The sequence below is a fragment of the Pseudomonas bubulae genome, assembly GCF_900618535.1.
Classification (GTDB): domain Bacteria; phylum Pseudomonadota; class Gammaproteobacteria; order Pseudomonadales; family Pseudomonadaceae; genus Aquipseudomonas; species Aquipseudomonas bubulae.
The window spans coordinates 292,268-316,256 of record NZ_UYJA01000001.1; the positions used below are offsets into that span (position 1 = coordinate 292,268).

Annotated in this window: 19 protein-coding genes and 2 pseudogenes; 15 read left to right on the forward strand and 6 right to left on the reverse strand. The window is 52.6% G+C overall.

Annotation, left to right across the window (positions count from 1 at the left end):
- The first annotated feature begins 151 nt into the window (after positions 1-151).
- Both PPTH39_RS01375 and PPTH39_RS01380 read left to right on the forward strand, forming a co-directional pair.
- On the forward strand, positions 152-1,048 hold the full coding sequence (locus PPTH39_RS01375; protein ID WP_130871431.1) for a LysR substrate-binding domain-containing protein: 897 nt from the start codon (positions 152-154) through the stop codon (positions 1,046-1,048).
- 261 nt (positions 1,049-1,309) lie between these two features.
- The gene (locus PPTH39_RS01380) at positions 1,310-2,875 is read left to right on the forward strand and encodes a TerC family protein (RefSeq protein ID WP_130871432.1); all 1,566 of its coding nucleotides are present in this window, start codon (positions 1,310-1,312) and stop codon (positions 2,873-2,875) included.
- A 547-nt stretch (positions 2,876-3,422) separates the two neighbouring features.
- On the opposite strand, the gene PPTH39_RS01385 is transcribed toward PPTH39_RS01380, so the two are convergent.
- Positions 3,423-5,843, reverse strand: coding sequence for a glucose/quinate/shikimate family membrane-bound PQQ-dependent dehydrogenase (locus PPTH39_RS01385; RefSeq protein WP_130871433.1), 2,421 nt, complete (start codon positions 5,841-5,843; stop codon positions 3,423-3,425).
- A 276-nt stretch (positions 5,844-6,119) separates the two neighbouring features.
- Positions 6,120-6,602: a cupin domain-containing protein gene (locus PPTH39_RS01390; RefSeq protein ID WP_095019149.1), complete on the reverse strand. Its 483-nt coding sequence runs from the start codon at positions 6,600-6,602 to the stop codon at positions 6,120-6,122.
- Positions 6,603-6,784: 182 nt separating this feature from the next.
- On the opposite strand from PPTH39_RS01390, the gene PPTH39_RS01395 reads away from it, so the two are divergent.
- Both PPTH39_RS01395 and yidD read left to right on the forward strand, forming a co-directional pair.
- Positions 6,785-8,350 carry an alkaline phosphatase D family protein gene (locus tag PPTH39_RS01395; protein WP_130871434.1) on the forward strand — a complete coding sequence of 522 codons (1,566 nt, stop codon included), beginning with the start codon at positions 6,785-6,787 and terminating at the stop codon, positions 8,348-8,350.
- Positions 8,351-9,049: 699 nt separating this feature from the next.
- Positions 9,050-9,256: a membrane protein insertion efficiency factor YidD gene (yidD, locus tag PPTH39_RS01405; protein ID WP_198417386.1), complete on the forward strand. Its 207-nt coding sequence runs from the start codon at positions 9,050-9,052 to the stop codon at positions 9,254-9,256.
- Between the two features lie 61 nt (positions 9,257-9,317).
- On the opposite strand, the gene PPTH39_RS01410 is transcribed toward yidD, so the two are convergent.
- The gene (locus tag PPTH39_RS01410) at positions 9,318-9,494 is read right to left on the reverse strand and encodes an AbrB/MazE/SpoVT family DNA-binding domain-containing protein (RefSeq protein ID WP_198417387.1); all 177 of its coding nucleotides are present in this window, start codon (positions 9,492-9,494) and stop codon (positions 9,318-9,320) included.
- Positions 9,495-10,653: 1,159 nt separating this feature from the next.
- Between PPTH39_RS01410 and PPTH39_RS01415 the strand changes: the two genes are divergently transcribed.
- The 5 genes and pseudogenes from PPTH39_RS01415 to PPTH39_RS01430 all read left to right on the forward strand — a co-directional run bounded on the left by PPTH39_RS01415 (position 10,654) and on the right by PPTH39_RS01430 (position 15,149).
- Entirely contained in the window at positions 10,654-12,483 is a 1,830-nt protein-coding gene (locus PPTH39_RS01415; protein WP_130871435.1) for a Mu transposase C-terminal domain-containing protein, read from the forward strand.
- Between the two features lie 2 nt (positions 12,484-12,485).
- Positions 12,486-13,358 carry a TniB family NTP-binding protein gene (locus tag PPTH39_RS01420; protein ID WP_130871436.1) on the forward strand — a complete coding sequence of 291 codons (873 nt, stop codon included), beginning with the start codon at positions 12,486-12,488 and terminating at the stop codon, positions 13,356-13,358.
- On the forward strand, positions 13,355-14,086 hold the full coding sequence (locus PPTH39_RS01425) for a P-loop NTPase family protein (protein WP_130871437.1): 732 nt from the start codon (positions 13,355-13,357) through the stop codon (positions 14,084-14,086). Before PPTH39_RS01420 ends, PPTH39_RS01425 begins: the two co-directional genes overlap by 4 nt.
- Before the next feature lies 1 nt (position 14,087).
- A pseudogene (locus tag PPTH39_RS23830) lies at positions 14,088-14,510 on the forward strand (hypothetical protein); the annotation flags it as partial.
- Between the two features lie 93 nt (positions 14,511-14,603).
- A complete protein-coding gene (locus PPTH39_RS01430) occupies positions 14,604-15,149 on the forward strand; it encodes a hypothetical protein (RefSeq protein ID WP_130871438.1) in 546 nt (181 codons plus the stop codon).
- A 1,040-nt stretch (positions 15,150-16,189) separates the two neighbouring features.
- Here the strand turns inward: PPTH39_RS01430 and PPTH39_RS01440 are convergent.
- The gene (locus PPTH39_RS01440; RefSeq protein WP_130871440.1) at positions 16,190-16,648 is read right to left on the reverse strand and encodes a helix-turn-helix domain-containing protein; all 459 of its coding nucleotides are present in this window, start codon (positions 16,646-16,648) and stop codon (positions 16,190-16,192) included.
- 326 nt (positions 16,649-16,974) lie between these two features.
- On the opposite strand from PPTH39_RS01440, the gene PPTH39_RS01445 reads away from it, so the two are divergent.
- The 5 genes from PPTH39_RS01445 (at position 16,975) to PPTH39_RS01465 (ending at position 21,050) form a co-directional block, all read left to right on the forward strand.
- Positions 16,975-17,478 carry a hypothetical protein gene (locus PPTH39_RS01445; protein ID WP_130871441.1) on the forward strand — a complete coding sequence of 168 codons (504 nt, stop codon included), beginning with the start codon at positions 16,975-16,977 and terminating at the stop codon, positions 17,476-17,478.
- Positions 17,479-17,481: 3 nt separating this feature from the next.
- The gene (locus tag PPTH39_RS01450) at positions 17,482-18,210 is read left to right on the forward strand and encodes a metallophosphoesterase (protein WP_130871442.1); all 729 of its coding nucleotides are present in this window, start codon (positions 17,482-17,484) and stop codon (positions 18,208-18,210) included.
- 112 nt (positions 18,211-18,322) lie between these two features.
- Positions 18,323-18,727, forward strand: a complete 405-nt coding sequence (locus PPTH39_RS01455; RefSeq protein ID WP_130871443.1) for a DUF6957 family protein — start codon at positions 18,323-18,325, stop codon at positions 18,725-18,727.
- Positions 18,728-18,776: 49 nt separating this feature from the next.
- Complete coding sequence (locus PPTH39_RS01460; RefSeq protein ID WP_130871444.1) at positions 18,777-19,145, forward strand: hypothetical protein; 369 nt, start codon at positions 18,777-18,779, stop codon at positions 19,143-19,145.
- 742 nt (positions 19,146-19,887) lie between these two features.
- Positions 19,888-21,050, forward strand: a protein-coding gene (locus PPTH39_RS01465) for an IS3 family transposase (RefSeq protein WP_130871445.1) whose coding sequence is annotated in 2 segments (ribosomal slippage) — positions 19,888-20,143 and positions 20,143-21,050 — 1,164 coding nt in all. Because the reading frame shifts where the segments join, the coding sequence is not laid out codon by codon here.
- Positions 21,051-21,332: 282 nt separating this feature from the next.
- On the opposite strand, the gene PPTH39_RS01470 is transcribed toward PPTH39_RS01465, so the two are convergent.
- Positions 21,333-21,902 (reverse strand): MepB family protein, encoded by a 570-nt coding sequence (locus PPTH39_RS01470; RefSeq protein ID WP_130871446.1) that lies wholly within the window; start codon positions 21,900-21,902, stop codon positions 21,333-21,335.
- A 125-nt stretch (positions 21,903-22,027) separates the two neighbouring features.
- Here PPTH39_RS01470 and PPTH39_RS23635 point away from each other — a divergent pair.
- A pseudogene (locus PPTH39_RS23635) lies at positions 22,028-22,248 on the forward strand (DNA mismatch repair protein MutT); the annotation flags it as partial.
- A gap of 112 nt (positions 22,249-22,360) precedes the next feature.
- On the opposite strand, the gene nhaA reads toward PPTH39_RS23635, so the two are convergent.
- Positions 22,361-23,563, reverse strand: coding sequence for a Na+/H+ antiporter NhaA (nhaA, locus tag PPTH39_RS01480; protein WP_130871447.1), 1,203 nt, complete (start codon positions 23,561-23,563; stop codon positions 22,361-22,363).
- Positions 23,564-23,989 lie beyond the last annotated feature (426 nt).

Here is a 23,989-nt window from a genome sequence, read left to right on the forward strand (position 1 = left end):
ACCTCATTTGCCGGTCAGGGTGCTGTCCGGCCTTTGAATACATGCGCTAATTGCATGGCTGGCCGTTGCTGGCGCTGGTTATGGATGGAATTTAGGCGGTACCAAGTGATATAACCAACGCTATTAATTCATTGATTGATGCAAAAAACACATGGATAAGGTTCGTCACGTACCGTCGTTGCAGGGTTTGCAGGCACTGGTAGAGGTGGCTGAATCGGGCAGCTTCACACAGGCGGCGCAAACGCTGTGTCTGACCCAAAGCGCTATTAGCCGGAAAATCCAGCAACTGGAAGCTCACTTTGGCGTGTCACTGTTTGTCAGAACCAGTCGCAGCGTGCGTATGACGGTCGAAGGTGAGCAGGTGCTGGCCAGTGCCCGCGGCATTCTTGAACAGTTAAAGCTGCTGGAAGATCGTTTGTCGCCGCAAAAGCGACCGTTCCGTATCCGCATGCATGTATCGCTGGCCGTGCGCTGGTTACTGCCCAAACTCAGTGACTTTTACTTGCAGCACCCGGACATAGCCTTGTCGATTGAAACGGTCGCCACCGAGGTTGTCGAACCGGCCAGCGACAGCGATGCCTACATCCTGTACTTGCCCCGACCCTCCACTGACCCAGCCTGCATGGCTTTATTCGATGAGGCTCTGGTGCCAGTGTGTGCACCCAGCCTGGGGCCGCTGGCGTCGATGGAAGATCTGCTGCGCTTTGCGCTGTTGCATCGCTCGGCCGACCAGCAAGCCTGGCACGACTGGCTCGCCGCCAATGACGGCAAGCCACTGCACAGCTATCGGCATATCCCGTTCAATCTCGATGAGCTGGCCCTCGATGCTGCCGCGCGTGGCTTGGGGGTGGCGGTCACGGACATGACCCTGGCGGCGGAGTCCATTCAACGCGGGGCACTGGTGATTCCGTTTGGTGAACCGTTGAAAACCGGTGGTAACTATTCGTTGTGCCTGCAACCTGCTGCAGACTTGCATCCGGCGTGTCCGGCGGTGCTGCAATGGTTCACCAGTCAGGTCGAGCAAGGCGGAGGAGGGAGAACTTGTTAAATTTTGTAATAAGTCCGCTAGCAGGAAATGACTTTAATCGCTGTAGGATTGCATCCCCAATTCACTAAAGGCTTGTATGAACACCCTTCAGGAACCACCCAGTCGCAGTTTTGAATCTGCGCTTGCCCCAGGCTTGATCCTCGCAATCGAGCACGCGTTACCCATTCCCCGCCCTCTGTTTAGCGCCAGCACCTCTGCTGCTGCGCTTGTCTGTGCGCGCTCGCCGTTAACCCAGCACCTTCGTGAGATTGACTGATACCTATGGAATGGATTGCAGATCCCACGGCCTGGCTCGGCCTGTTGACCCTGATTGTGCTGGAACTGGTACTGGGTATTGATAACCTGGTGTTTATCGCCATCCTCGCCGACAAACTGCCGCCGGAGCAGCGCGACCGTGCCCGGGTCATCGGCCTGACGCTGGCCCTGGTCATGCGCCTGGGCCTGCTGGCCAGCATCTCGTGGATGGTCACGCTGACGCAGCCTTTGTTCGAAGTCTTCGACAAAGCGTTCTCGGGGCGCGACCTGATCATGCTGTTCGGCGGCTTGTTCCTGTTGTTCAAGGCCACGATGGAGTTGCATGAGCGCCTGGAAGGGCATGTGGCCGAGCGCTCATCGGCGCTGGGCTATGCCATGTTCTGGCCGATTGTGGCGCAGATTGTCGTGCTCGACGCGGTGTTTTCCCTGGACGCGGTGATTACCGCGGTAGGCATGGTTGAGCATCTGTCGGTGATGATGATCGCCGTGGTGTTCTCGATCGGCCTGATGATCATCGCCAGCAAACCGTTGACCCACTTCGTCAACAGTCACCCTACGGTGATCATGCTGTGCCTGGGCTTCTTGATGATGATCGGCTTCAGCCTGACTGCCGAGGGCCTGGGCTTTCATATCCCGAAAGGTTATCTGTACGCCGCCATCGGCTTCTCGATCCTGATCGAAGTACTCAACCAGATTGCCCGTGCGCGCCGCAAGAAAAGCGTGCAGGGCCTGCGGCCCATGCGCGAGCGCACCGCCCATGCGGTGATGCGCTTGCTTGGCGGGCGCACCCTGAGTGCTGATGAAGTGGGCGAAGAGATTGCCGACATGCTTGACGGTGGCAGTCATCAGAACGTCTTCCATCGACGCGAGCGCGTGATGATCAGTGGCGTATTGCAACTGGCGGAACGGTCGATTCGCACGGTGATGACGCCCCGTGCCGAGATCGATCATATCGATCTGGCTGATTCGGCAGAGATCATTCGTACAAAGCTGATGCATTCATCGTATTCCCGACTGCCCCTGATCCGGGATGGCCGGGTAGATGAACCCTTGGGCTTTGTGCATAAAAAAGAGCTGCTCAAGGAGCTTCTGGCGGGGCATGAACCGGATCTGGAGGCGATGGCGCGCAAGGCCATCAATCTGCTGGACAGCTTCACGATTCTCAACGCTCTGGAACAGATGCGTAAAGAGTCGACGCACATTGCGTTTGTCATCAACGAGTTCGGTGACTTCATCGGCCTGCTGACCATGACTGACATTCTCGAGTCGATCGCTGGTGAACTGCCGGATGCCAGTGAGATAGAGGGGCCCAATATCGTTGCCCAGGAAGAGGGTTTTCTGGTTAGCGGCGCCTTGAACCTGAGCCAGATTCGCCAGCACATCGGCTTTGCAGCCAAGGCCACGGATGACTATCAGACACTTGCAGGTATGGTCATGAGTTTACTGGATCGTCTGCCTATGATTGGCGACAAGCTGACGTGGGAAGGCTGGACCTTGACCGTAGTCGAGGTAGAAGAGCGGAGGGTGACGCGGGTGTTGCTGAGCAAATCCGCTCCCACAGTAAAAAGTTAGCGCGGTCAGTGTGGGAGCCGGGCTTGCCCGCGATGCAGGCAACCCGGTTTGTCTGAAGAACCGAGGCGCTGCTATCGCGAGCAAGCCTGCTCCCACAGTAAAAAGTTAGCGCGGTCAGTGTGGGAGTCGGGCTTGCCCGCGATGCAGGCAACCCGGTCTGTCTGAAGGACCGAGGCGCTGCTATCGCGAGCAAGCCCGCTTCCACAGTAAAAAGTTAGCGCGGTCATTGTGGGAGCCGGGCTTGCCCGCGATGCAGGCAACCCGGTCTGTCTGAAGGACATAGGCGCTGCCATCGCGAGCAAGTCCGCTCCCACAGTAAAAAGTTAGCGCGGTCAGTGTGGGAGTCGGGCTTGCCCGCGATGCAGGCAACCCGGTTTGTCTGAAGGACATAGGCGCTGCTATCGCGAGCAAGCCCGCTCCCACAGTAAAAGGTTAGCGCGGTCATTGTGGGAGCCGGGCTTGCCCGCGATGCAGGCGACCCGGTCTGTCTGAAGGATCGAGGCGCTGCCATCGCGAGCAAGCCCGATCCCACAGGGGAGGGCAGTGCTTAGTTGCTGTCAGGCAGTGCGTAAGCGATCACGTAGTCACCGCGATCCGGCGACTGACGGGCACCACCAGCGGTGATCACGATGTATTGCTTGCCGGTTTTAGGCGAAACAAAGGTCATCGGACCGCCCTGGCTGCCAACAGGCAAACGGGCTTTCCAGGCTTCTTCACCGTTGGCCGAGTTAAAAGCGCGCAGGTAGAAGTCTTGAGTGCCAGCGATGAACACCAGGCCACCTTGTGTCGACAGGGTACCGCCCAATGTCGGCATGCCGATCGGCAGTTGCAGACCCATCTTGATCCCCATCGGGCCGGTGTCCTGCACGGTACCGACCGGTACTTGCCAGGCGACCTTCTGAGTCTTCATGTCAATGGCGGTCAGCGTACCGAAAGGCGGGGCCTGGCACGGAATACCGGCTACCGACAGGAAGCGGTTTTTGTTCACCGCATAAGGCGTGCCCTTGAGCGGTACTGCACCCATGCCGGTGTTCAAGGCTTCACCGCCAGAAGAGGCCTTGGCGTCTTTTTGCTGCGGAACCATCTGCACCCACAAGCCCAGGCGCATGTCGTTGACGAAAATAAAGCCGTGAACCGGGTCAGTCGACAGGCTGCCCCAGTTCATGCCACCCAGCGAACCCGGGAAGCTCAACGACACATCAGTGCCCGGCGCGGTGTACAGACCTTCGTAACGCATCTTCTTGAAGGAAATACGGCACAGCATCTGATCAAACGGGGTTGCACCCCACATGTCCGATTCAGTCAGGGTCTGCGCACCAATCTGTGGCATGCCCACGGATTTTGGCTGGGTCAGCGAGTAGGGCTCGTCCGGAATGTTCGAGGCCTTGACCGGTACTTCTTCAACCTTGGTCAGCGGCTGGCCGGTGTGGCGATCGAGGACAAAAATCTGCCCGGCCTTGGTGCCGATCACTACCGCCGGGACCTTGCTGCCGTCCGCTTTGGCGAAGTCGATCAGGCTTGGCTGCATCGGCAGATCGAAGTCCCACAAGTCATTGTGGACGGTCTGGTACACCCATTTTTCTTCACCAGTGGTGGCGTTCAGTGCCAGTACCGATGCACCGTACTTGTGGTTCAGCTCGGTACGTTCGACACCATAGATGTCGGTGGACGAGCTGCCCATCGGCAAGAATACGGTGTTCATCAGCGGGTCATAGGACATCGGTGCCCAGCTGTTCGGCGTGCTGCGAACGTAGGTCTTGCCTTCTGCCGGTGCTTGCTTGTCCTGCGGGTTGCCCGGGTCGAAGGTCCAGCGCATGGCGCCGGTCACTACGTCGAAACCACGGATCACGCCACCTGGCATATCGGTCTGGACGTTGTCAGCCACGCGACCGCCAACCACCACCGTGGTACCTGCCATCAACGGTGCCGACGACAACTGGTAGTAGGAATCGGGCACATTGCCCAGGCCGGCCTTGAGATCGACCTGGCCATTACTGCCGAAGTCCTGGCAGAACTTGCCGGTGTCCGCATCGACGGCAATCAAGCGGGCATCGATGGTGTTGGTCAGCAGGCGACGCTGGCACGCCGCGCCCGGGGCAACGGTGACAGTTGCGGCCGGGGTGCTGCCATCGGTGGGTGCTGCGACTGGGGCGCTGGCATCAAAGTAGGCCAGGCCACGGCAACGCTGCCAGACGGCGGCCTTGGCATTGATGTTGTTCTTCCACAACTCTTTACCAGTATCGGCGTCCAGCGCGATCAGGTTGTTGTGTGGCGTACAGATAAACACTTTGTCGCCCACTTGCAGCGGGGTCATCTGGTCTTCTGCGCCATTGCCATCACTGATGGCCACATCGCCGGTCTGGTAGGTCCAGGCCGGTACCAGCTTGGACACGTTGCTACGGTTGATCTGATCCAGAGCAGCAAAGCGGCTGCCACCTTCGTCATTGCCGTAGTGTGCCCAGTCTTTCTGGGCTTTGGCCGGGTCAACCTTGGTCAGGCCCGGGCCGTCACCGGTCGGTGCGATCGAGGCGTGAGGCTGGAACATCCCCCAGAAGCCGGCGGCGATGGCCACGGCCAGCACTGCACCCAGCGCATAACCGGCGTTGCCGCTCAGGCCATTGGCCTTGCGCAGCGAAGGGTAAGCCAGCGCCACGACCAGGCTGAGCACAGCCAGGGCAAACAGACGTGAAACCAGCGGCCAGAACACCAGCCCGGCATCAGCCAGGGCCCAGATAACACTGGCGAGCATGATGGCAGCAAACAGCCAGGCACCAGCCAGGCGTCGCTTGAACAGCAACACGGACGAAGCGACCATGCCCAGGCCTGCAAGCAGGAAGTACAGGCTACCACCGAGCGTGGCCAGGTAGCCGCCACCGGCGACATAGAGCAAACCGAAAACCAGCACGCCTAAAGCGGCGACCCAGATGGGCCAACGGCTTGCGGCTGCCGAAGGTTGAGCGTTATTCATTGTGCATGACCCTATTGATGCATGAACGGTTGGGAGGAGGGCATAGCGTTTAACTGTAGCGGCTTGCAAGGCAGGCGCAGACGTGTCGGCGTTTCTGCACGTCGTCGAGACCTTGAACAGGCCAGGTCGACAGACCGGGAAACGTCCGAAACAGTTATGTACTAAACGGTTAGTTTTATAACTTTAACAAAAACCCGGGCCTGCGACAAATTGTCAGTGTCGAGAGTCCGATAAGAGGGGATGTCAGGGGGAGGGCAAAGGGCGCTCAGATGCCCTTCAGCCATAGGGGCTGCCATCTTTATGGACGAAGTGCCATGTGCCGTCGACTGCCGTCACCGCCTGTATATCGTCTGACGGGTAAGTCACGCTATCTCCGACACTACGGTCGCCTACTTCAAGAACCACGCAGAGGGTGTCAGTTTTATTCTCCAGATGGTGGGCAAGCCCTTTGGCGGGGAAGCCCGCAATCATCCCCGGAGCCAGTTGCACGCTTTCATCACCTCTGAACAAGGTCGGATGACCCTCCAGGACATAGATAAATTCGTCCTGTAATGAGTGCGAGTGATGAAGGGCGGAGAGACTGCCTGGCGGCAGGTGTACAAGGTTGACGCCAAAATTCTTCAAGTTGAACAGATCACCCAGAGGCCGTTTGGTGCGGCCCTGCATCAGGGACGCGAAGGGCTCGGGGTAGTTGCTGGGGCGGGTTCTCTGCGCTGCATCGCAAGCATTGATCGGGCCTTGCTCAGTGGGGCGGATCATGGTGCGTCCCTCAAGATCAACAGCCAAACACAGAGGGGCAGTGCAACCGCCTTGGCAATCTGCACTGCCTGAAAGTGCCATCAGACATCCAGCATAGCCGGCACGTGGCTGTGCTGCTCTGAAACATGGCTGTCATTGGCAGGGGCTTAAATAGTGACTCCTTCCACTCGAGAAGATCATCCATGTCACAGTTTCCAGTCCGCCGTCGCAGCCTGATCCAAACGCTTTCTGCGGGACTTGTGTTGCCCAGCCTCGCGCCGGCTATTCTGGCGAATGTCCAGGACAGGCCCCAGATGACAGATGGCGTGCAATCCGGGGATCTACTGGGTGACCGCGCGATGGTCTGGAGCCGTAGTGACCGGCCAGCCAAACTGGTGGTTGAGTGGGACACCACCAGCACTTTTGCTCAGCCCCGGCGCGCCGCTTCGGCGCAGGCACATGCAGGCACTGACTACACCGCCCGGGTGGAACTCAGAGGGCTGCCCGCCGATCAATCCATCTTTTATCGCGCCTGGTTCGAGGACGCCCGCACCGGAACAGCGGGCGAACCGTGGTTCGGGCACCTGCGCAGTGTGCCAGGGCAGCCGCGGGACATTCGTTTTGTATGGAGTGGTGATACGGTCGGTCAAGGGTTCGGCATCAACCCTGACATAGGCGGCATGCGCATCTACGACGCCATGCGTCGACGCTTGCCGGATTTTTTCTTGCACAGTGGCGACACTATCTACGCAGACGGCCCGGTTCCGGCCCAACAGGTCGTGGAAAATGGTCGCGTCTGGCGCAACCTGACCACTGAAGCCAAAAGCCATGTCGCGGTGACTGTCGACGACTTCCGGGGTAACTACCGATACAACCTGATGGACGAGAACGTACGACGCTTTAATGCCGAAGTGCCGCAGATCTGGCAGTGGGACGACCATGAAACGACCAACAACTGGTCGTCTGGTAAACAGCTGGATTCACGCTATGGCAGTGCCGCCATCAGGGATCTGCTCGGTCCGGCACGGCAAGCCTGGCTCGAGTACTCCCCGATGCGTCTTCAGCCTGGCGATAAGGGCGGTCGCATCTACCGGAGCCTCCCTTATGGACCTTTACTGGAGCTCTTTGTGCTGGACATGCGCAGTTACCGAGGGAGCAATGACGCCAACTTGTCCGCTGTCCCGGGCCCACAGACGGCGTTTCTGGGGCGTACGCAACTCGACTGGCTCAAGCAGGCGCTGGCACATTCAACGGCCCAGTGGAAAGTGATCGCTGCCGATATGCCGCTTAGCCTGGCCGTGGCGGATGGCGAAATGTCGCCCGGAGTACCGCGCTGGGAGGCAATAGCCAACGGCGACAATGGCAAACCGTTGGGACGAGAAATGGAGATTGGCGAGTTACTGGATTTCCTGCGCCAACGACAGGTCCGTGATGTTGTGTGGCTAACTGCCGATGTGCACTACTGTGCAGCTCACCACTATCATCCTGATCGAGCAGCGTTCCAGCAATTTGAGCCGTTCTGGGAATTTGTCGCCGGACCTTTAAATGCGGGCAGTTTTCCGTCTTGTGCTCTGGACATGACCTTTGGCCCGCAGGTGGTCTTCGAGAAGGCACCGACTGAACCGAACATCTCGCCCCTGGCAGGGCTGCAGTTCTTCGGCGAGGTCAACATTGATGCTCGTGACAAGAGTCTCACGGTAACCCTTCGCGACCTGGACGGTGTAGCGGTGTTTGAGCAGCAGTTGAAGCCTTTCGGGCATGAGGTCTAGGCAGGCTTAAGAGTGGAGCCAGTCGTAAATCCGGGCGAGTGGAGGGTAGTCCTGATCCGCTGAGCCTGTCGGAGCGGGCATTTCACCATGCGGCAGTAGCAGTCCGGAGGGGTAAGCAGGGGGAGGATAAATGCTCGAACCGGCTTGATTCGCCGTTGTTCGGTCTGGGCATCAGGTCGATTTGCCAGCCAGGTTTCAGAGGGATACTTACCGGGCGGGACGGGCGTTTTGTTCGGATATTCAAAAACTCCTATTATAACTAAACTAAACAACCATTTAGTATAGTTATAATTATTGGGTATATACGAGCACCCAGAGAGTCAACGCTGTACAAGTCTATGCCTATTCAGTAGAAATTATGAGCTAGATTCCTGCTGTCAAATCGCTACTATTGAGTTCATTTTGCCGGATCTGTATGGCCAGCAAGGTGCAAATCAAGCCCTGACGCAAGGATAGTGCGATGTACGTGTATAAAATGGTCCAAGTTCCGCCGAACATTGAGGTTCAGGCGAACAAACACCGTGGTAATGAGGCCGCTGTCTACTTGGAAACGGTCGTCAATGAGTACGCTTCCGAGGGTTGGGAATTTTACCGAATTGACTCGATTGGTGTGTCAGTTAAGGCCGGTTGCTTTGATGCACTTAAAGGCAAAAAAGATTCTATGGCCAGCTATTACGTCATTTCTTTCCGAAAACCACGGTGATTTCCTGGCTTTCCGTTCGCTCCATTAAGCTCTATCAGCATATCGGGCCTAGCCGACTTAGAGACGCCTGCAGGTTTGAGCCAAGCTGTTCAAATTACGCATTGTTAGCAATCGAAAAGCACGGTGCATTGCGCGGATGGAAGATGGCACTGAACCGTATTCACCGATGCCGTTTCCCAAACGGTGGCAATGATTATCCTTGATGATTGTCTAGTATTCGCTGAGTGCTGGCTTTCCAGGTCATAGCAATAGCTTTGACCTGGTTCAAATTGGCGTTAGCGTTATTGTTCCGTCAGGCTGTTTTTTAACGGTCAGCGTGTCACCCATAACAATGTCGAGTTCGCTGAGCAAACCATCGGGCAACGGCACGATCTTGTCGCCAGTGCCAGTGCCAGTGCCAGTGCCAGTGCCAGTGCCATCGGCAGCGTCTTGGCAGATCACAGTTCAGCGTTGGTTTTCAGTACCTGGTACACGGTTCATGGTTTTGATCCCAAGATGGTCTGTGGCCCTCCTTTAAAAGTGGTTAAACGCTCAAACCCTTAGGATCCGTGGCTTCTAGCGATTCTGACTTTTGAAAATGGCTAAAAGCTTCAATGCATTAGTGAATTTGAACATTTTAAAAGGAGTGCAGTTTTAGCCCGTAAATGCAGGGGGGCTGAAATAACTTTCGCGCCCAGATTTTGGTAATGCAAACCAACCAGTTGATTTGTAACGGTTATTTATAAGAGTTTAAGCCCGTGTGGCCTTGTGAATGGTGCCAGTTCTAAAAGTCCAGAAAGATCGCTTCCTGTTCCCTTCATAAAGCTGTTTCTCAAGGAGCGTTTGCTAACACGGGGCATCAGGGATGACTCCAAAGCCCCATAGGGTGTTGGAGGGCACATTACGTCGACGTTTAACCTCTTCTGGCTACGAGAGGGGGAAGAGGCTAGATAACCCTTGATATGCCATTGAAAGAGGAGTGCGGCTCACAGGCTGAGATAACAGGCGCCCTAATAGATCGACTTAGCTCGATGTCAATATAAGTAAAAGCAGATTTTTGACTCAATAGTTAGTCTTTTTTGGCTGTCGGATGCGGCATCTAAGACTCCTATTTACAGATAATGCGTCATTATCTTGGCGGTTATTTCGAGTCGCAAAATCCAAAAAGTGCTTTCAAATTTGTTAATTGACTTCGGGGCTGGCTCAGAAAATACGCTCTGGAGTGTGAGCGAGGCTCATGCATCAAGAGTTCCGGCTTGAATTTCAGTCACTTTAATTGAATGTATTGAATATATTGACACTTCAGGCGGCGAGCAGAAAGTTATATCAAATAATAATCAATGAGTCGTGAATTCGGGGCTCGCAGGTACTGGGCTCGCTTATTGCTAAATGCGTGCTCGTCAATTGATTCAATATGTTTAAGCTTGGTGTCAATTAACACAATATTAGTTAAAGCCCTCCGTCAATACATGCAATTTAAGTCAGTACCTAACAAATAGTCTTTAATGCCTGACGAAAAATCTTTAATGCCGAACGCCAATTTTATGACCGTTGACAAGTTCGGTAGTCATAGAGCTATGCTTGCGCACCTAGAGTTTAAAACAGTCGGTGCCGAGTCCTTATGTTGAAACCCATCGTCGAAGGAAACTTAGTTAGCTTTGAGGAAAAGGTATATCGTGTAATAGCTTGTCGAGCTGACGGTGCCATTACCCTAAAAAGCCTTGAAAGTGAGCACTCATTTGATGTGCTCTTTACTCAGGTAAATCTGGTTGAGGTCGATCAAGAAAAACATGAGCTATACAATGATCGCCGTTTGATTTGGTTGGAACAAACAGAAGTCAATCCGAAAGAGTTAGCTATTGCTTCGGATCGGGCAAAAAAAATTAACGACTACTTTCAGGGAAAAGTTTCGCGGGCCGAGCTTATCGAAAAACTTGGCTCATCGGAAACAACGACTCGACGTCTATTGAAAAGATATGATCCAGAGCTTGGTGCTGTTTCTCTTGTTAGAAGTATCAGAGGGCGTAAAAAAAATTCGCGATTGCTTTCTGATATTCAAGAGAAAATCATGGAGAAAGCAATTTCGAAACGCCTTAATGATAAAACCAAAAAATTAGAGGCGTTTGCTTCTCTTTGGGAATATGTCGACTCTCTATGTCACACCATGGGTGTTAAAACCCCGAGTCTTAATGCTCTGAAGCGAAGGCTTGAATCGTTCGGGCAGAAAGCCGTTTACTCACTGCTGCACGGCAGAGAGCCGATGCTTCAAAAGTTTGAGCTGAAACCAGGGATGATTCACGTAGATACCATACTTACTATGGTGCAAATCGACCACACACGGGTGGACGTAATTATCTGCGACGAGCATGGTCGACCACTCATGCGGCCTTGGCTGACGGTAGTTATCGATCTTAAGAGTCGCGTTATTCTTGGTTACTATCTTGCACTCCATCCGCCTAGCGCCCTCAGCGTTGCCATGGCGATGCTTTCGGCCTGTTTTCCTAAACAAGCCTTTCCAATCGCTCTCGGTGGTGGTCAGAATACTCGCCACAGGTTCTGGGGAGTGCCTGGTGCAATTGGTATGGATAACGCCGCGGAATTTACTAGCCCAGAACTTGAAGCCACCCTGCAATATTACAAAATCGTCCCCATGCTGCGGCCTATTGGGAAAAAGCATTACGGAGGGCACGTTGAGCGAATTATTGGTACGCTGATGGGGAAGGTGCATCTTCTGCCAGGTACTACCTACTCGAATGTGTTGAAGAAAGCAGACTACGACTCTGCCAAGCATTCAGCTATGACCTTTTCAGCATTTTGTGAGTGGTTCGCAAACGAAGTGGCGATCTATCATGGGCGTGCTCATGAAGGGTTGAACAGACTTGCGCCGTTCGAGGTTTGGGATGCAGAGATGGCCAAGAAGGGGCTGGATTATGTACCTCCAATGCCGGGGAACTTTCAAACATTTGCTCTTGACTTCTTTCCAAGTGTGCTACGAACGGTGCAATCAAAAGGTGTCGAGTTTAGTAGGTCATTTTACTCTTCGGCAATACTCAGTAGGTTCGTTGGATCACGACTTTCGTTTAAGTACAATCCATTGAATCTTTCGAAAATATGGTTGCGCCAAGATGGCCGGTATCATGAAATTCCTTATTCTGATCTGACAAAAACACCTGTTTCGTACAGCGAGTACTGGGCGTTTTCGCGACCTCGCGCCCGTCGTCCGGGAACACTGGTGGACAAGGAGTTGCACCAAGTTCGCTTGGAGAACCATGAGTTAGTGGAAAATTCAAAGGCTACGACCAAGCGGCTCCGGCAAAACGTCGCCAAGAAAGCTACGGCCGCTGAAACTATGTCTTTTCTTTCCTACGGCGGGGAAGAGCTTTTGCTTCAGGGGAATACCAAAGAACCGAGCTCTGATCAAACTCGAAAAAAACTTAAGTGGGAAGACTGAGAATGGATGGGGAACATCTGCATGAGAGCCGGCGTCACGCTTTGATTCTGTCAAATGATGAACGCTGTAAGATTATTCGGCAGGATATTAAGGTCGATACCGAACACTTGCTCACCGTGTCCAACATTGTCGACAACATGCTTAGCATCGTACGCGGCAGTATGGAGGCTCCGTGTCTAGTCGTATCTGCCGGATCTAACCATGGAAAGACCACGATTTGCAATGCGGTCATGGGGATGGATGAATCATGGCGTCATAAAATCAGGTTTGTGACCTTTGTCAAGGATACTGGTAAGACAAAGCCAATGGTGAAGCTCTTGACGGCTTTGGGCATGGAACCTGGGAAAGCTGGGATACCCATTAGCATGGTAGCCGAATATTGTATCGCTAACGATATTCGCGGTGTGTTTATGGATGAGTTTCATGACTCTATCAAAGGACTTTCTAAGGGCGAGCAGGATACGTTTCTCTCCTTGCTGAGGGGTTTGTGCGGGGCGCCTACTTACCTAAGCTTTTTTGTTTTCGGTACCGATGAGGCCCTCAATGCTCTCGCAATTGACGCCCAGTACGTCCGCCGATTTGAGCTCTATGAGCTTACTCCTTGGTCGAGAAATGATGCAGAGTACCTTAACTTTTTGGATACATGGGAGGAGATTGTTCCGCTTTCAAAGAGGTCACATCTTTCTTCTAAGGCAATGTCTGACTATATTTATACTAGTACTTCTGGGGTGATTGGAAGTATTTGCACATTACTTCGAGCGGCTGCTTGCCTAGCAGTGATATGGGGCGATGAGAAAATTACACTTCAAAGCTTGCAGGCTGCTACACGTTCGAAGTGGAATACCCGAGTAAGACCAAAGGGTACTGTCGAGTGAAGTATTTATTGTGTCCAAAACAGTATCTAGCTGAGCAGAACGTCTTGGGAGGTTTTTCCGCTAACGTACCAACTATTCTAGGTGGGGAGACTTGGACAGGAAAAACCACTGTTGCCAAGCGGTTGGTTAAAAATTCCGATCGGGCACAAGTGTATGCTGCTTATGTGCCTGGAAGGTTTACTAAGGCATATGACAACGTCTACTCGGCATTCGCGGCAGCTCTGGGCCTTCCCTTGAACAGTCATTTTATGTCTTTTCGAAATGTTGAACATGCACTTGAGGATTTGATCGGTGGTCGAGAGTTTCGTCTGGTGTTTGATGATGCAAGTGTTCACTTTGGCGGCGGTGCGGAGCAAAGAAATAATTCTATTGATTTAGTCGGGGCCTTGCTACAGCGATTTCAGAACTTAAAGATATTGGCTGTGTCTGGGCCCTATATTTTAGATGGAGATCTGAAAAAGATCGTTGCTAAGGAAGCTCGCTATGTCGACATCGGTTTGTGGCAGGATGACCAACAGTTCCGAACCTTCATTTCACGAGTTGGGGAGACATGTGGCTTCAAACGCTCTCAATTGCTCAATGACGATTTCATCAAGGGTCTTTTGGTTAGGTCTCATGGTGCCAGTGGAGCTCTCATTCAAATCCTCCAGACGCTAGCGCGTAACTCCAGCTACAAAGCTTGTCCGTCTTTACCAGTCCAGTGTCTGCGTAACACGTGGAATTTCTAAATTGCTCGACGAGTTCTCATCAGGGGCAGCGCCTCGTTTCGTTCTGGGAGAAACGCTTCTTTCCTGGGTGATGCGGGGGCTTGCCCACAACAAGCTTCGAAACCCTCACCTATTTCGCGAGGCAATCAATCGTGGCCTTTCTGTCCCCAAGCGCGTGCTTCCCGGGATAGTGGAATCGTGGCCTTTCCCCGCATTCGAGGACATTGAGTTTGATTGCACCACCGAGCTTTTCAGAGTAATGCGTGCAACCTATGGTATCGATGGGGTTTTACTGCAGCAGCTATTTGCCGCCCGTCAGTCTCGTTTGATTCACATCCATTACCGACACGCCTACTGTTCTATATGTCTCAAAGAAAGTATGCGGAGAACAGGTTTTCCCATTTGGCGCCAACCATGGTGCTACACGACCACTGCATTTTGCGTTGATCACCGACGCATTTTAATCAGGCCTCGGAATACGTTTACCCCCGAAAGGCGGATCTGGGATGCTTACATCTATTCAAAAGGGGAGCGGTCAGTGAAGCATTCTTTATCTGATCGGCGGATTGCGGGAATCACAATACGCGTACAGCAGTGGATTGATTCTCTAGTAGCGGGACAAGCACTCAATGAAGGGGTGGAAACTCTGTATGGACTGCTGCTTGCGAAGAGGACGGCGTTTGCACCCGGTGGGATAGCCTCAGCAGGGTTTTCTCGCACTCAGCAACTCCTGTGCAAAGTAAACTTGGATCTGCATGAGCGCATCGAATTCGGATTGAATGACAGCGATCCGTACCAGCGGATGGGAGCTTTGCTATTGATCGGATGGTTGAGCGGTATTGTTTCACCAGCAGAGATCGTTTACTTGGGGCGCCATTACCATTGCGTCCACAGAACGCTGCCACCCTCACCGCAGCAATTGGGACGGTTGGTAGCTCTAGCCCTAAGTGCAGAGGAGGTGATGGTTGTTCGAGAGAAACTGGTCAACCTGAGGGAGATATCATCCACCATGATGTCGAATTATTTGGAGGGTTTCGGTGAGGCCGCATCACGCTCCCTTCGTTCAAACCGGCCAAAGCGTTAAATCGTCCACGCGTTAATGGGCTAAATCGTTCCGCAGGATATGAGATCTTCAAGACCAACATTGTCGAGCGCCGTAAAACTCAGTCAGCCTGGCAGCGGTGGAGTGAAGACTTCACGCGTCGTAGGCGACTGTTTTTGACTTCGATAAAATGTAGTAGATCTAGACACATTTGAGCCCCCACACAACTGTTCAAGGCGGTTTTTTTGAAGCTTCAATACGGACACCTTACCGCGGTCTTAGAAGCTCCCAAGCTAACGAGTTACGGCTAGAGCGACCCACTCGGTTCGCATATATCGGTGACTTGAGGCAAGGCTAGCTCTAAGAACGAGGTCTCGATCTAAAGGGAATCGGTGATGGTTGCGAACAAGGCAGATAGCAAAGTGGAGTAATGTCGGCATGTTCAATCTGGATTAGGCCGATTACAAATTCGTTGTATTATCGACGTTGAAATCCCAAGCTGATTAGCCGTCTCCTTCTGAGTCATGCCCTGAGCTCGACAAGCGAAAATCGCATCAATTTTCTCCGGTGGCGTCCGTCTTCCTGCCGGCCTCGCTAATAGCTTTCAGTCCTTAAACTGTCCCTGCCAATCAGCTGAGATGCCTAAAGCGTTGAGTTGCGTAGTTTTAACGTCCTTCTAATCGGAACCTGTCTAGCTCTAAACGGGCTCGTTCCAAGGCCGCTTCGGGCGTCTCGTCATTGCCCAGGGGGATGCTAATGGCTAGAAGGGCCATAGGGTCAAGCTTCAGGGGCGTGGATAGCTCGATCAATTTATCAACAGTGATGTCGATCTTCTCGCGTTCGAGCGCACTGATGTTCGTGCGAGCGTTGATAGGCACCAAGTCTCCGTATGCCAGCCCGCGCACCAAGCGGACTACCCGGATCGTTGCGGCAATCTTACGCACGCATATATTAGTTGATATGCCCGTACTTTTAGTGTCGCCCTGCATCCCCCAGACAACTCGAGTTTTTGTCCGCTACTGGTTTCAACACAGCGGATCTAGCCACCGATGATTTAAGCCCAGGTGAATAGCTGGAAATAATCAAACCCAGAATCTCTGGACAGAAGACTTTGATATACCTAGTGCTTCGGCGACTTCCTTTCTTGATTTGCCTTCCTCTTTGAGTCGCTTGACAGCGAGTCTCTTGCTGTCAGCGATTTCGCGAGCCTTGGCTTTTGATACGAGGCTGGAGCTTCGCTGCTCCTCGCGTATTTCCTCATCTAGGCCGATCGAGCGGAGTTGACGAAGCTCCTCCTTCAGCTTGCCTATGACATCCAGAGAGTCCTGTTCACTCTCGATAGACTCGCATAACACCATAAGCGCCAGGGGAGTGATCTCAAGGCTTTTTGAAAGCTCCCGTAGCTTCCCTAGCGATATATTTTTCGATGTACCTGCCTCTAGGGCAAAGGCGTAGCTCCTACTAGAGGGGAGTCGTTCCTGAGTGAGCTCTCTAGTTTTTCGTAGCGCGCGAAGCACCACCGCGAGACTCTGAGTCAGCATGACGACTTGTCCTCAAAGCGGAGGATAAGGCCAGCAAATTAAAGACCCAGCTACTCTGTACATCGAGTATATGGGTCTGGTATCGTTATGCTCTTCTTATCTAAACCACACTTTCAAGAATGATGCAACAAAAAACATTAGGCATAAATTGACACCTGATGAGTGGACGCAAAAAGTCGGCAAGGACTCATTCCTTTTCGTCCGAAAGCCACATTTCCAGGCTCGTTGAATGCAGAAGAAGCGCCGCAGAGCGTGTTATGGCGGGTGGTGTCACTCACACTTTAAGAGCTCTCAAACCGAAATATTGATGTACGGATATAACCATCATGTTTATTTCAGATGAAATTTGTCTTGTCGGCCTACCGGGTTTTCCCGGGCCTGGCCGCTCGGCTTGGCGGATGGTCGAGCGAGACTCGGAAGATTTTTGGTATCACGTTCGCTTTCGAATTTGTGAAGGAGCAGGGGCTCGGTTCAAAAAATTGATGCCATCAGACCCTTCGATGCTGACACACCTACTCTCGCAGCGGAGCCCAGAGCACAAGATTGAGGTGGTTCAGGTTGTGACTTCCCCTTGGATGAATGGGAGTCCTTTAGAACGTATGGAAAAGTTGATCAGTGCAATCGTCGGCTACGACAGAAGCGGTGAGTGCGTACTGCTTCATAAAGTCGATAGCGGAGCAGTCTACAGCAGCTCGCCCGGCGTGATCGACGCAGGCCTGCTCAGAAATATTCGAACGATCTACGACGCCATGACTGCCGCCGGGAAGCATTTCCATTGCACCAACTATCAAACCCCGAATCGCTCTGCCACTACAACGGCAGCAGGTTAATCCATGAAACTACAAATCTATTCAGATCTGCACCTCGAGTTCGCTCGGTTCGATCCCGACCCAACCGACGCGGACGTACTGATTCTCGCCGGCGATATTGATATCAAATCGCGCGGAGTCTCATGGGCGAACGACACATTCCAGTGCCCTGTTATCTATGTCTGCGGTAATCATGAGTACTACGGCGGGCACATAGGTCACACACTGTTAAAGATGAAAGACGCTGCATTGCCCCATGTGCATGTACTCGAAAACGAGATGCTCATTCTCGATGGCACACGCTTTTTGGTCACAACTGCCTGGACGGATTATTCGGCTACGGGTGATGTGGTTGCGGCAAAGCGGGTTGCATGGGATTCGATGAACGATTTCTTGGCTATTCGAGCCGATTTGGATTACAGGCGCTTGCGTCCAGACGACTTAGTCGCGAAATCGATGAGAGCTTACCGCTGGTTAACCCAAGAGCTTAATAGACCTTTCGATGGCAAAACAGTGGTGGTCACACACCATGCACCAGTGTTGGATCATCTGGGTGACGATCACCCCGGACACCTGGCTGCAGCCTATGCGAACGATTGGTCAGAGTTACTTACTAAGGCTGATCTTTGGATACATGGGCACACGCATTTTGCAGCAGACTTCCTCAAGAATGGGTGCCGAGTGGTTTCCAATCCGCGCGGTTATCCGGGTCAAAGCACAGGCTTCGATCCTGAGTACTTGGTAGTGGTTTGATGGTGAATAGATCTCGTCAGTGTCCTCCATGAGCTCGGAGTTGATAGATCAAAACTAGCGGCTGCGAGTTTGCTCGAACGGTTGATATTTAGTGTGAATCTAAGGTTTTTGAATGGTCACTTTGAATGAAATCTCGCAGTTACTTTACGGAACCGGAGATGAATCGCTTGGCTGGCAGGGCTCTGAAGAAGAATTGATCTCTTTGGCAGCAAAGATGTTTCCAGGCAAAGCATTCTGTGTAGTGAAAAAGTGGATCTTAATCGATCTCACCGTGACGCCGGTTGAAAGGGAAAAGCTTACGAGTCTCGGTCTACTTCCAGCGACACTTTTCGCTCATGAAATCGTCCTAGACAGTAAAGGTCGTTTTCAATCTGGCATGTGGGTACGCAGTAACTTCGGAAAATCCTTCACTGAAGGCTGCATGTTTGAAACCAAGAGTACCGTCTACCTTCTTTTAGGTTCAGGTCTGAGAAAAGAGGCAAGCATTGGCGCTGCTTTTTCCATGAAAGCCGGGTAATCGACGGTCAGCACATATACATAATGTGTAATTTTGGAGCTTTGGCCGGATGCCAGAAATCATTGAAATTGAATTTCATAGTAAGTATCTCAGTGACTTTCAGCTGAGTCGTCTTGTACAGGCGAGTTTTCGAAAATACACCGTGGCCATTACGGCTTTTATCAGCGATGCGGTGATCATAGAAGATAGGTGCCTTGGGGTGTTCTTCGATCAGCTTCAGGAAGATGACGCGTATCGAACAGCCAATGGCGGAATCATTTGCACGAAAAAAATTCAAAGGGCATGGAAAGAAGGACGCTTCTGGATTTTGGACACGGGGGAGGGAAATTACCTCGTTGGTAGCTTTAAGCGTGGGGGAGGGCGACGTAGTTTTCTTGAGTTGCTTCGATCATGTGAACGTCTCAAATCAGAAGATTGAATACTTGATCTCTGGCGTAGTGGCAGTATGACTGCATGGCAGTTGATGAACGCTGGATGGCTATTACGGTTTTGATCAGCAGCGCTCCGAGTTAGACGAGCGGAGCGCTTCAAACTGTCGCTATCCAGTGAAGCTCATTTTTCCATCGGACGGATTCACAGTTAGCCCTTCTTCACTAACCGAACTCGTTCAGCAGTTTCTGCAAAAACTCACGCCTCCGTTGGACAATATTCAAAATGAGGTTGCCACGGTCGGGGTCTCTCGTTGTAAGTGCCCTGCGTCCACAAGGCCATGAATGTAGCCTTCAGCTCTGCCTCTAGCTTGGAGCAACGTCTCTGTGGATGTGCTTTTGTAGATGTCTTCCGCGATGAGCTGCCACTGCTTCATTTGACGCCGACCAACCGGGTCGTCCGAAAATTTTGGTGCATTGATCAGTGTGTTGAAATCGTTGGGTGCGGTGGCTGTGCTCAAGGTGTGCTCTCAGAACAGTGATGTATGTGCCGAGGCTATCAATCGCTTGTTGTAGGATGATTTTTTGTAGGCGCTAGCGCGAAGGCACGATTTCAATGATGGTGCACGCTATCGCTGAGGTCTTTGAACATTGTGGAACATACAGACAGTGCTATCCAGCAAGTAATTTCCTAGCCCGGAGGTCGATATGGGATACCTCAGCCTAAATGTAGTGGTCTAATGAAACCGGACACCCATTTAGGCGAGAATGCTCGCCAGATAGAGGTGTCTGATGACCAAACAACGTCGTTCTTTTTCCGCTGAATTCAAACGCGAGGCCGCAGGCCTCGTGCTCGATCAAGGCTATAGCCATATCGAAGCCAGCCGCTCGCTTGGTGTGGTCGAGTCCGCGTTGCGCCGCTGGGTTAATCAGCTTCAGCAGGAGCGCACCGGCGTTACTCCGCAAAGTAAAGCGCTGACGCCTGAGCAACAGAAAATCCAGGAATTGGAAGCTCGAATCGCTCGACTTGAGCGGGAGAAATCCATTTTAAAAAAGGCTACCGCGCTCTTGATGTCGGAAGAGCACGAGCGCACGCGCTGATTGATCAACTGAGCGCCCAAGAGCCGGTCGATTGGCTTTGCGTAGTCTTTGATGTCACTCGTTCGTGTTACTACGCCCATCGCCTCAGGCGCCGAACTCCAGACGTTGAGCGGCTTCGGTTGCGCAGTCGGGTTAACGAACTGTTTACGCAAAGTCGAAGCGCCGCCGGTAGCCGCAGCATCGTGTCGATGATGCAGGAAGACGGCGAACAAATCGGGCGGTTCAAGGTGCGAGGCCTGATGCGGGAACTGGAGTTGGTCAGCAAACAACCTGGATCACATGCCTACAAACAAGCGACGGTTGAGCGGCCTGACATTCCGAACATCTTGAATCGAGAGTTTGATGTGCCGGCGCCGAATCAGGTCTGGTGTGGCGACATCACCTACATCTGGGCTCAAGGGAAATGGCATTACCTGGCTGTCGTTATGGATCTTTACGCGCGCCGAGTGGTGGGCTGGGCACTGTCGAGCAAGCCGGATGCGGATCTGGTCATCAAGGCGTTGGACATGGCTTACGAGCAGCGTGGCAGGCCTCAAGGGCTACTGTTTCACTCGGATCAGGGCTCGCAATATGGAAGTCGCCAGTTTCGCCAACGGCTCTGGCGTTACCGCATGCGCCAAAGCATGAGCCGTCGTGGAAACTGTTGGGATAATGCGCCGATGGAGCGTGTGTTTCGCAGCTTGAAAACTGAATGGATACCGACCGTGGGCTACATGACAGCTCAAGAAGCGCATCGCGACATCAGCCATTACCTGATGCATCGGTACAACTGGATTAGACCGCATCAGTTCAATAATGGGCTGGCCCCGGCTCAGGCCGAGAAAAAACTTAACGTCGTGTCCGGGATTAGTTGACCACTACATACCCGCCCAGGTTGTTCAGGAATGCCTGCAGCCGGGCGCAAACCTATCCAGCATCGCCATCTACACCAACGTGATCACGCAAGTGACTACCACTTTACCGAAATCATTAACCAGGGGCGTTGACAGCTTTCGTTCCGTTGGGAGCTACGCCCAAACGGCAGGCGGAAGCATTGGCGATCATCGAGCTGTTGCTTTGCGAGCAATCGATCAGTTGCTGCCCCATAGGTGGACGTCGAGCTTACCCAGAACGCTCATGAGTGACGGTTAAGGATCTTAAACTTCAAATAGCCGACGCACCTGCACGGAATCGGCGCTTCCGCTTTGTTCAAGAGAAAGGAAGTATCGTAATTGCCATTGTTGTGTCCTAACGGCCTCTTTGGCGACTGGTTTGACCCAGGGTGGATAAACGCGGATAGCGCGCTTACCGCCTTTACCGTTAATCGCCATGATGCCCTTTGATGCCAGTATCTTATGGTCGAAAACAAACTGTCCGCGATGAGTTGCATCGGACACACTCACTACAACAAAAGCTACGCCGTCATCGACATCGAGAGGTGCAATGGTGCTGCCTGACCTCGGGCGCTTCCATATTGTGACGAACTGTCCAATCTTCGTCGGCGTTGTTTTAGCCACGCGGAAGACAATGGTGTGTCCGTCTAGGCCAAAGCGGGAGGCACTATACTCGGGACTCTCAGCCTCGCGTAAAGCCAGATCCGTCAATTGCATTCCCGCCGGCTTGTACACATCTTGGATAGCAGCTACCAGTTCGTTTGGAATATGGCCGAGGGAAGGGTCTGCCACGCCTGAATATTTTGTGCCTAGTTCAGCTAAATCGGATTTCAACGGGAACAACTCCTAAACGATTCATGACCACACGACCCATTCCAGGGCATATGTTACTCCCTTCGACATGCCGAAGCCGACTACTACATCCCGTGAACGCAAGGTGGGGTAGCCAGCCGCTTACTTTTTATCTATGCGAAGTAGCGCCCCAGCTAGAGCCCGTCAGAATAGAAAGTAACGAAATCGCTAATGGAATGTGGCCTGACTGGATCAATCTGCATCAGGCCATATCGCATAACGAAGCCGTGATGCAGCGTCGGGAGCCATCGATGGGGCAGTGCATTCAGCGTGAAACGTTCATGCTGAAAAAGTCGCGTCCGAGTGGATGCCGCCAATCAGCCGTTGAGACCATATATCGGCAGTTTTTGGTATGGAAAAGGGTAACCACACTTCGTCAGACTATGCGCCGGCCACAGAATTTCTAGCAGTGAGAAACGCTATGGCCGGCTCGCTTACGCTTATTTGGAAAGCGTGGCGGCGGCAATGGCAGGCACAGCGCTGCGGCGCAAAATCATGACACCACCTATTGCAGCCAAGGTGGAACCGATCAACACACCGACTTTAACCTCATCAATCAGGTGAGCTGATCCAGCAAACGCTAGGTTTCCGATGAACAGGCTCATGGTGAAGCCGATGCCACACAGGAGCGCAACGCCGTAAAGCTGTGCCCAATTGCTGCCTTCCGGTAGTTTGGCCAAGCCCATACGAATGGCCAGAGCAGCCAATAGGAAGATACCAATCTGCTTGCCCACCAACAAGCCGAGCGCAACGCCCAGCGGAACTGGATCAACCAGGTTCTCCATGGAAATACCGGCCAGTGAAACACCCGCATTGGCGAAGCCGAAAATCGGCACCACAGCGAACGCTACCCACATATGCAGCTTTTCCTCTAGGAACAGAAGTGGAGACCGAACTTCCTCTTCAGGCTTGCCCATAGGGACGCACAGTGCAACAGCAACACCCGCAAGGGTGGCATGCACTCCCGACTGCAGCACGAAGAACCACAGCACGCTACCGACCAGCAAATATGGGAATAATCGTCTGACGCCCAATCGATTCATTGCGATCAGAATGACCAGGGTTGCAAACGATACCAGCAACATCTGCATGGAAAGACCAGTGGTATAGAAAAAGGCGATGATGACTACAGCACCTAGGTCGTCAATGATCGCTAGGGCGGCAAGGAAAACCTTCAGCGAAGTAGGGACTCGCTTGCCCAGGAGCGATAGGACGCCCAAAGCGAATGCGATGTCGGTAGCGGCAGGGATGGCCCATCCCTTTAAGGTCTCAGAGTTACCCCAGTTGATGGCGATATAGATAAGCGCAGGCACAACCATGCCGCCTAAAGCACCAAATCCAGGCAAGGCGCGCTGGCTCCAGGTGGAAAGTCCCCCAGCAAGCACTTCTCTTTTAATCTCGAGGCCGACCATGAGGAAGAAGATGGCCATCAGGCCGTCATTGACCCAATGTTCCACAGACATCCCTAGCCATATGCTGTGCAGCGCTGCGAAGTAGCCTTGGGACAGAGGCGAGTTAGCTACAATCAAGGCTGCCAGTGCTGCGCCCATCAGTACTATACCGCCGGCTGACTCCGACGATAGGAAACGAGCTAAAATCGCGGTGGCTCTAGGGAGGGCGGCTGCAGGTTGATGTTTAGTCATCAAAATCCTTAGGGTCACTTATAAAGCAATATATTAACATCTGATTCACTCCAGTGCGTGGTATTAAATAACCTGAAACAGTTGAGTTAAAGGCAAGGTTGCTTGTTGGCTGTCTTTGTATTTAGCCTGAAATTGCTGCTTTGGGTAGTACTGTTGTAATAGTTGCGCCGGTCATTTGCTAAATAATAAAAATTATTTTATGTCTCGAGCGATCTATTGATTATGTAGTGTGATTTGCAGGTTGCGCATGAAGAGTCTCTGTTTGTGAAGCCTGTGTTTTGAACGTAACTCGTAACTGGTTGCAGTTTAGTATATTAACATCGCTGTTTAGAGTGGATTGGTTTTGCTCGTCCGCTTTACGATTGTGTGCGGTATTGATTTTAGTGTGGGCGTGAATGCCGGTTTGTAAAGTTTGTCATAAAAGCT